This is a genomic window from Halobellus captivus, assembly GCF_007655485.1.
In the GTDB taxonomy this organism is placed as follows: Archaea; Halobacteriota; Halobacteria; order Halobacteriales; family Haloferacaceae; genus Haloquadratum; species Haloquadratum captivum.
This window is the reverse complement of sequence record NZ_VJXQ01000009.1, coordinates 60771-66600: the sequence shown is the minus strand read 5'-3', so window position 1 is coordinate 66600 and position 5830 is coordinate 60771. Positions and strand designations below refer to the sequence as shown.

9 protein-coding genes are annotated in these 5830 nt (G+C 59.5%); 7 read left to right on the top strand and 2 right to left on the bottom strand.

Translation table 11 applies throughout. The annotated features are described in order from the left end of the window. From FJT57_RS17120 to FJT57_RS15895, 4 genes are all read left to right on the top strand, one after another. On the top strand, positions 1 to 432 hold a 432-nt coding region (locus tag FJT57_RS17120), incomplete at its 5' end, for a hypothetical protein (RefSeq protein WP_144906844.1). Positions 433 to 463: 31 nt separating this feature from the next. Beyond that, positions 464 to 793 (top strand): hypothetical protein, encoded by a 330-nt coding sequence (locus FJT57_RS15905; protein ID WP_144906836.1) that lies wholly within the window; start codon positions 464 to 466, stop codon positions 791 to 793. 98 nt (positions 794 to 891) lie between these two features. Continuing rightward, complete coding sequence (locus FJT57_RS15900) at positions 892 to 1257, top strand: hypothetical protein (RefSeq protein WP_144906835.1); 366 nt, start codon at positions 892 to 894, stop codon at positions 1255 to 1257. Beyond that, positions 1254 to 1823: a hypothetical protein gene (locus FJT57_RS15895; RefSeq protein WP_144906833.1), complete on the top strand. Its 570-nt coding sequence runs from the start codon at positions 1254 to 1256 to the stop codon at positions 1821 to 1823. Before FJT57_RS15900 ends, FJT57_RS15895 begins: the two co-directional genes overlap by 4 nt. Before the next feature lie 2 nt (positions 1824 to 1825). Here the strand turns inward: FJT57_RS15895 and FJT57_RS15890 are convergent, their stop codons facing one another. Beyond that, positions 1826 to 2086: a helix-turn-helix domain-containing protein gene (locus FJT57_RS15890; RefSeq protein ID WP_128904638.1), complete on the bottom strand. Its 261-nt coding sequence runs from the start codon at positions 2084 to 2086 to the stop codon at positions 1826 to 1828. 121 nt (positions 2087 to 2207) lie between these two features. Here FJT57_RS15890 and FJT57_RS15885 point away from each other — a divergent pair, with 121 nt between their 5' ends. Beyond that, positions 2208 to 2450 carry a hypothetical protein gene (locus tag FJT57_RS15885; protein WP_128904726.1) on the top strand — a complete coding sequence of 81 codons (243 nt, stop codon included), beginning with the start codon at positions 2208 to 2210 and terminating at the stop codon, positions 2448 to 2450. 146 nt (positions 2451 to 2596) lie between these two features. Further along, on the top strand, positions 2597 to 4483 hold the full coding sequence (locus tag FJT57_RS15880; RefSeq protein WP_203229215.1) for a sensor histidine kinase: 1887 nt from the start codon (positions 2597 to 2599) through the stop codon (positions 4481 to 4483). Positions 4484 to 4657: 174 nt separating this feature from the next. On the opposite strand, the gene FJT57_RS15875 is transcribed toward FJT57_RS15880, so the two are convergent. Then, entirely contained in the window at positions 4658 to 5152 is a 495-nt protein-coding gene (locus FJT57_RS15875) for a redoxin domain-containing protein (protein WP_144906828.1), read from the bottom strand. Positions 5153 to 5363: 211 nt separating this feature from the next. Here FJT57_RS15875 and FJT57_RS15870 point away from each other — a divergent pair, with 211 nt between their 5' ends. Then, a complete protein-coding gene (locus tag FJT57_RS15870) occupies positions 5364 to 5624 on the top strand; it encodes a HalOD1 output domain-containing protein (protein WP_144906826.1) in 261 nt (86 codons plus the stop codon). Positions 5625 to 5830: the final 206 nt, after the last annotated feature.

Below are 5830 nucleotides of genomic sequence, written 5' to 3'. Positions count from 1 at the left end.
TGTCTCTCCCGGTACGAGGTCGTCGTCCCAACAGTGGTCATCGATGAACTCCAAGAGATCGCCTCCTACGATGACGTCCATGGACACGCCGCATCCGCCGTCCTCGACCGGGTGGATGCATTCACGACACAGTCGGTTGATCTCGATGCCGAGTTCCCCCTCGATGACGGTGAGAACGCGGCGGTCACACTCTCGAATGAACTCGATGCTGCGCTCTTCCTCTGTGACGAGTTCAACCAGCTTGGCTTGATCCACGCCTCACTCGCTGATACCCGGCTCGTCACGACACCGACGCTACTCTCGGTTCTCGTTCGAACTGAACACCTATCAGCTGCCGATGCGCGGTTGCTCCTCGATGCGATCAGTGACGCCCGTAGCTGGGGCGCGAACAGTTACGTGCAGCGAGCTCGCTCGTTGCTCAAGGAGCCCTGACACCGTGGAGGATCCTTCGAAGTGATTTGGAATGTCCGATAACGACGCTCTCTACGACGTTTGTGAACGAACGAAGAATCCCGAGCACGCATCAGTTGATGACGTGGTCGAACTCATTCTCGAACGCGCACAGCATCCCCGGACGGAGCACCGGGACGCGCATCTCGACGAGATGATGGCTACTGTCGTCGATAGGTACGGGACCGATCCCATCCGCACCGTCGTTCACCGCGTCCTCGTCGACGGCACGCCTTTCCGGACCGCTACTCACGGCCTCGAAATGTCCAACGTCGACGGTGTTCGTGTCGGGACGACCGCTGGCCAGTTCCTCGACGAACTGAACGCACAGGACGACGACTGAAACCGACGTGAGCGAGTCCCGTCTCCCGAGCACTGATGTGCAAGCGCTGTGCAAACGCCGAAACGGTTATGCGTCTATGTGCAGAACTTGCACATAGAATGAGCGCAAGTGACGATCCCCGGCGGGTTCACTTCCAGTCGCCGGAGTACCTCGTCGACCGGCTGGATGCCATCGCCGACCTCTTCGACAAGGACCGGACAGATCTCCTCGTCGAGGCCATCCGCGAGTACATCGAAGACACGGCCGACAGCGAGACGTTCCAAGAGCTGGTCGCGACGAAGTACTACGACGACCAGCTCGAGTTCGAGACGGTCAAGCAACTGGTCGGCGCCGAGACCGCCCAGCGACTCCGTCTCCTCAAAGCGGATCTCGAGGACGAGCCGCTCGATCTCGCTGCCCCTGACGACGTCGACGTCTACGAAGGGGATGTGACGACGGTCGAGACCAGTGATGACGATCGATGAGCGGCCAGCGACTGCGAACGGTCGTCGCTGACACGAGCGCGCTTGTCAGTCTCGCCGTGCCTTGTGCAGATGCAGCGGTCGGGTCCGACGTTCCGGACCCGTTCCAGTACCTGCTCACCTCCTGTGACGTGATCGTCCCTCCGGAAGTGGTCGCAGAACTCCGCGATATCACGCAATATCAGGATATCCACGCCGCTGCGGCGAGTAACGTCCTCGCGGCCCGTGGCCACTATACGGTCGAAGATCCGTATGCGCGCGACGACACCCCGGATGCGCGACCGACGTTCGGCCTCGACGACGGCGAAACTGATGGCATCGTCCTCGCGAACGCGCTCGACGGCGACGGCTTTCTCACCGACGAATTTGGCGGCACGAACTTCCCGCTCATCCACGCGGTGCTCCAGGGCCCACGAATCGTCCCGACACCGCGGCTTATCTGCGACTACGCCCGGAACGGCCACATGACCCACGAGGAGGCGCGAACGCTACTGAGCGTGATCAGCCCCCACCGGAGCTGGGACAATAGCCCGTACGTCGCCCAGTTAGTCACGCTTCTGGAAGGGTAGATTCAGTCAGCTTCGAGGTCACGAGCGTCAAATTCGCCGGCGAGATACTGCTCTCCCGTTCGCGTGATGTCGTAGACGCCGTTTCCGAGGTGGACGAGGAGGCCGTATTCGACCAGCGTCTTGCACCGGGCGTTGATGTGCTGGCGAGAGAAGCGGACGCGATCGCTGTCCGCCATTTCCTTCGGGGTGTCGGGGCCGTCGTCAGAGAGATGCTCCAGAATGCGGTCATCGGCGCGAGACATCCAGTCGGCGTCAAAGCGCATAATCGCTTGTGGTTGCGCCGACGCTATCCCGAACGCGCTAAGTCAAGTAGCAGAGCGATAAGCTTCTATGGTTGACTCCCAACGTTTTAACGGCTACCCACCCTACTCCACGAGTATTGAAATGGATCAGTCCTCACCACAAACCCTCACTGTAGAGATTATCGAGACGTTGGAATCATGTGGAGTGGACCGCGACCAGTACCAGTTACACGACTATCTCGACGTCGAAGCATTCGAGCAGCTGGTAGCGGGATCCAGTGGAGCAGTCGAGGTTCGTGTCACTGTCGAGGGGATTCAGCTCGCCGTTACAGGTGATGCTGTCGAAATCGTCGATCCCCAAGGCGGACATTCGGAGGCCCAATAGCATGCTATTCGTGGAATATCGACTTCCGAACGTTCCAATTCCCGTTGTAGCTGATGTGAGGCGTGGAATTACGTCCGTTCCCCAATCAGGCAAATTATGAAGCTAGAATCTACTATATCTTTCAGATGAGGGATTGGTCTCGGGCGGTGAGTCAATGGTCGGTCACCATCCTTGGAGTGGTGCTTCTCCTGGTCACGCTCGCCCGAGCCGCGACAGACACCGACGAGCCACTTATCGACTTCATCGAGGTCGCGGCCCCGTTCGCCGTCGGCATCGGACTCATCGTCGGCGGGATATGGCTCGCTAGAACGTCACCAGTAGCCCGTGTCAGACAACTTTCGAAGTGGACGCTGGGTGGTGGCCTCGTCGGCGTGGCTGTCAATCTCTGGTTCGTCTTCATCATCTCGCTCGAACAGGTTCCATCCGGGGAACCGGTCGTGTTGAATCTCAATGGCGCTGGCATCTTCATGGCTGCCGGTGTGCTTCTCGGCTACTATGCCACAGGACTCCAAACGCGGGAGCATCAACTTGAACTCTCAGAAAATCGCTTCCGGGCACTCACGGAGAACTCGTCGTTCGCGGTCATCTCGATCGACGAGACGAGTACGATTCGCTACGCGAACGACGCGACTGAAACTCTCTTCGGGTATCCCACGACGGACCTCGTCGGCGAGCCGCTGACGAAGCTGATGCCGGCCCGCTTCCGTGAGGCGCATCTCGAGGGGCTGTCTCAGTACCTCTCTAACGATAGGCGAACTGTCGACTTGGATGGCCTCGAATTGGCCGGGTTGCGCGCCGACGGCGAGGAATTCCCTGTCGAAGTCAGTTTTGGCGAATACGTCGTAGGCGACGACCACCTCTTTACGGGCGTTATTCAGGACATTTCCGACCGAAAAGCAGCCGAGGAGCAGCTTCGTGACCACACGTCGAAAGTCACGCAGCTGCACGAGGTCGCGACCGAGATCACCAGGGCAGCATCCAAAGAACAGGTGTACCAACGCACTGCCGACGGGGCTGTTGACGTCTTTCCGGCCGCTGTCGCCCGCGTGGCGATCGCGGACGGGGACCAGCTCGTGCCGGCCGCCAGTTCGGACCACGAATCCCTCGAGGAGTGTGAGCCGGTGTCTGCAACCCTCGGCTACGCGGGGCAGAGCTACCAGTCAGGCGAGGTGCTCCGACTGGAGGATCTAACGGATACGCACTCGGCAGCGCGATCCTCGCTCCAGGACGGGGGATCACTGCCGGACGCGGACCCAACGGAACCACGGTCGCTGTTGAGCATTCCTCTCGGGGAGTATGGGGTGGTGCAGGCGTTTGCGCCAGAGCCAGCAGCATTCACCGACCGCGATGAAGAGGTCGCCGAGATGCTCGCAACGCACGTCACGACGGCCCTCCAGCGAATCGAGGCCGAGTCGACTATCCGACGCGAACGCGACCGACTCGAAGAGTTCGCCAGCATCCTCTCGCACGACCTCCGAAATCCCCTGAACGTCGCCCAGGGTCGCCTGGAGCTCATACAGATGACCGGCGAGATAGACCACGTCGACGCCATCGACAGCGCGCTCGATCGGATGGAACGGCTCATCAAGGATATGTTGACACTCGCTCGCGAAGGCGATGCCGTCGGTGAGACGGAACCGGTTGAGCTTCGTGCGATCGCTAATCAAGCCTGGAACAACGTCGCAACGGAATCCGCTGCCCTCGAGATCGAATCGAGCGTCCGGATCGACGCTGACCACAGTCGGCTCATCCAGGTGTTCGAGAACCTGTACCGGAACGCCATCGAACACGGCGGCGGCGGGGTCACAATTCGCGTCGGCTCCCTCGACGGCGGCTTCTACATTGAGGATACAGGCCCCGGTATCCCGGAGGACGAACGAGACGATATCTTCGAGAGCGGATACACGACCCATCAAGAGGGTACCGGGTTCGGGCTCGCGATCGTCAAACGAATCGTCGAAGCCCACGGCTGGGAGATCGACGTCACCACCGGTCGCGATGGTGGCGCTCGCTTCGAGATCTCAGACGTTTGATTCAGCTCGGCATCAGGAGCGTGAGGAGACGATCTGAACGCCAGGTCCCTCCCGACATCCCACGATCCCTGCTACGTCTTCCGGGTCGCTTGCGACTGTTCGGCTATCAGGTAGCTAAGCTCCGGAGTGACGCTCGTGAGACAGCTGTAGAATATCGTCTTGACTGTGCTGAGACTACTCGTCAGCGGTTCCGAGCTCTTGGCTGACCTCATACGCTTCGTTGAGCGGCTCCATATTCCACGACGCCCAGTTATCTTCGGCAACCCACCGGTAGCGCACAGTGCGGTCGCCGTCAAGTAGGACGATCCCTCGTTTCTGGTTTCGTTTGCCCTCAATCGTCTCCTCGAGCATTCCGTACTGGTCATACACCTGCTTTTCCTCATCCGTCAAGAGCGGATACGAGAGGTTGTTTTGGTCGATGAACTGTTGGTGACTGTATGGGCCGTCGGGCGAGATACCGAGCACTGCGATCTCGTCGTTGAACGTTAACATCTCCATATCGTTCAGCTCGCACAGCTGGTCAGCACACACGGGACTGAAATCGTAGACGTAAAACACCAGCATAGCAGGTCGTCCAGCAGCGAACTCAGACAGCGAGAACTCCCGAACTTCGTCACCTTGGGTTCCTGTCAGTGTGAAGTCTGGCGCTGTGTCCCCTACTTGAACCATATTTGTATAACGGAGGCGAGTCTGAAATCAGTTGTCACGCTTTTGTCGCACAGATTTTCAGAAACGTCTCTGTAACGGGCAAGTTGCCCACTATCGAGTCAACTCGGCGGAGTAGTGCGAGGATAGAGCCTTCGTTCGTCGGACGCGACCTCACCAGCTATCGAACCATCGCTTTTAACTGCTGTTCGTCCTTTGATTGGCTGAGATCAGGATGGATTCATCATCCCCGAGTGATACGGACCGGTGTTCGAATCTCCTTATCGAAATCGTCGAAACCCTGGAAGTCCACGGCCTGCCGAGCGATTCGTATCAGCTCCACGATGTCGTCGACATCGAGGCACTCGAACGACTTCTCGCATCGTCCTCCGGCGATGTCGAGGTTCGATTCACTGTCGAGGGGGTTGAGGTCGTCGTCACGAAGGACGGCGTCGACATCCCTCTCGACGAGCCAGTCGGCTCACCGAACCACTAAGGCGCTCGGAATCGTCGACAGAGACGACTTCTGAAAGCCCTCGGCCGCTCGGCATCCCGCGACCACTGCTGCGCTCCTCGTTCTTGCGGTGCTTGCGGGGTCGGGGGACGACCGAGGCGGCCTCGCCCTTTCTGAGTCCACCAGGACGGTAGCTGGATCGCCGAGTGTCGCGGCCGGCTAGACTGGTGTGTCCGTTATGGCCCGCC

What these genes read in the sequence shown, in the direction of transcription:
- FJT57_RS15905 (WP_144906836.1), top strand. Translation starts at nt 464, where the DNA reads ATGTCCGATAACGACGCTCTCTACGACGTTTGTGAACGAACGAAGAAT.
- FJT57_RS15900 (WP_144906835.1), top strand. Translation starts at nt 892, where the DNA reads ATGAGCGCAAGTGACGATCCCCGGCGGGTTCACTTCCAGTCGCCGGAG.
- FJT57_RS15895 (WP_144906833.1), top strand. Translation starts at nt 1,254, where the DNA reads ATGAGCGGCCAGCGACTGCGAACGGTCGTCGCTGACACGAGCGCGCTT.
- FJT57_RS15890 (WP_128904638.1), bottom strand. Translation starts at nt 2,086, where the DNA reads ATGCGCTTTGACGCCGACTGGATGTCTCGCGCCGATGACCGCATTCTG.
- FJT57_RS15885 (WP_128904726.1), top strand. Translation starts at nt 2,208, where the DNA reads ATGGATCAGTCCTCACCACAAACCCTCACTGTAGAGATTATCGAGACG.
- FJT57_RS15875 (WP_144906828.1), bottom strand. Translation starts at nt 5,152, where the DNA reads ATGGTTCAAGTAGGGGACACAGCGCCAGACTTCACACTGACAGGAACC.
- FJT57_RS15870 (WP_144906826.1), top strand. Translation starts at nt 5,364, where the DNA reads ATGGATTCATCATCCCCGAGTGATACGGACCGGTGTTCGAATCTCCTT.